Origin of the sequence: Maricaulis sp. (genome assembly GCF_030149235.1) — a bacterium.
Classification (GTDB): Bacteria; Pseudomonadota; Alphaproteobacteria; order Caulobacterales; family Maricaulaceae; genus Maricaulis.
The window spans coordinates 1-1,526 of sequence record NZ_JASBRW010000025.1 but is presented as its reverse complement, the minus strand read 5'-3'; the positions used below and the strand labels follow the sequence as shown (position 1 = coordinate 1,526).

Annotated in this window: 2 protein-coding genes and 1 tRNA gene; 1 reads left to right on the top strand and 2 read right to left on the bottom strand. The window is 60.2% G+C overall.

Features of this window, described 5'->3' with window-relative positions; all coding sequences use genetic code 11:
• On the bottom strand, window positions 1–321 hold a 321-nt coding region (locus Q1V51_RS04120; RefSeq protein WP_300553244.1), incomplete at its 3' end, for a MarR family transcriptional regulator.
• A 252-nt stretch (window positions 322–573) separates the two neighbouring features.
• Between Q1V51_RS04120 and Q1V51_RS04115 the strand changes: the two genes are divergently transcribed.
• Window positions 574–1,143, top strand: coding sequence for a tetratricopeptide repeat protein (locus Q1V51_RS04115; RefSeq protein WP_300553241.1), 570 nt, complete (start codon window positions 574–576; stop codon window positions 1,141–1,143).
• A gap of 270 nt (window positions 1,144–1,413) precedes the next feature.
• Here the strand turns inward: Q1V51_RS04115 and Q1V51_RS04110 are convergent.
• Window positions 1,414–1,498 (bottom strand) — tRNA-Leu (locus Q1V51_RS04110).
• Window positions 1,499–1,526: the final 28 nt, after the last annotated feature.

Below are 1,526 nucleotides of genomic sequence, written 5' to 3'. Positions count from 1 at the left end.
CTTCAGGCCGAGCGTGGTGAGCAGGACGCGGCGCTTGCGGCCGGTGCCTTCATTGCCGCGATGGACAAAGCCCGCCTTTTCGAGCGGCTTCAGGTTCCGCGACAGGGATGTCCGGTCCAGATTCATCAACTCGGCAACGCGAGAGATGGAGTCCGGTTCATACCGTCCGATCACATGCAGTAGTCCGAATTGGGTAATGGTTAGTCCGGTCGGGCGCAGGGCATCATCATAGTGACGGGTAATCAGGCGTGCGGCGCGAAGCACCCTGCCGGCAACGCAAGTGCCGGTCACTTCAGACAGAAGGTCAGCGGTATCAGTCATCATCTCGTGTATATGCAGCCTGGACGCGGGATGTCCAATCACGACCAGTTTTACTGCGCCAAGACTTTAGAGTCCGTGTATGGAAATCTCATTATAGTGTATATACACTTTTATTGGGTTCGGCAAACACCTCCGTATGCCGGCCTCTCTCCCCCGTCCGGCTTTCCTCGGCCGGACGGGCCCTTTCCCGGAATGTTCCGGCTCGCACCATATCGTGCATATACACTAAGCTTTGCAAGAAAGGCTCCTCCCATGTTCTCCTCCCGAAGCATCACCGCCGGTCTGCTCGCCCTTGGCTTCGCCGCAGACCCGGTCTTCGCCGCGCCGGACCTCTACCGCAACGGCCCGACACCTGCCGAAACCTGCGCTAACGGCGTCGCCACGCCCGGGGCCGCCTCGCCCGCGCTCAAGCGCGTTTGCGAAGAAGCCGCCAGCGAACAGGCCCTTAGCCGCAAGGACCGCGCCGCCACGCTCGCCAATTCCGGCATCGTCAGCCTGCGCCTTGGTGAATACGAACCCGCCCTCGACCGCCTGACACAGGCCGCAGAGCTCGGCCCGATGCGCGGCGACATTTCCATCAGCCTTGCGGCCACGCTGATCCGCCTGGGGCGGGCAGACGAAGCCATTGAAGCATTGTCTGACATGGAGGCTGTGTCGCCGGAGAACCGGCATATCGCCTACTACAATCGGGCCCTCGCTTATTGGGCGCTCGAGGATGCGGAAGCAGCCTATCGGGATTTCTACGCCAGCGCCGCGCTCAAGCCTGGCTTCGGCCCTGCCGAGGAAGCACTGGGACAGTTCCAGGTCGCATCGATTGAGTAGCCCTGCTGCATCAGGGCTGTTTGTGCACGCGTACAGCAGCCCTGAGCACGCTTCATCGCGGAACGTCGTGAAGCTGAGATCAACTTTGGAATCATTCATTCGCTAAAATCGATCCTCGATCGATTTTTGGCGCGGAGCATCGTCGGGAATGAGCAGCCTTGAGCCTGTTTCATCGCGCAGCGTAGCGAAGCGGGAAACATCAAAGGATTCATTCGATTGCTAAAATCGATCCTCGATCGATTTTTGGCGCTAAGCGCCAACGCAATCGAATGGTGCGGTCGAGAGGACTCGAACCTCCACGGGTTGCCCCACAGCGACCTCAACGCTGCGCGTCTACCAATTCCGCCACGACCGCACTTGTCTCATTCGAGGCGAAGGCGCCG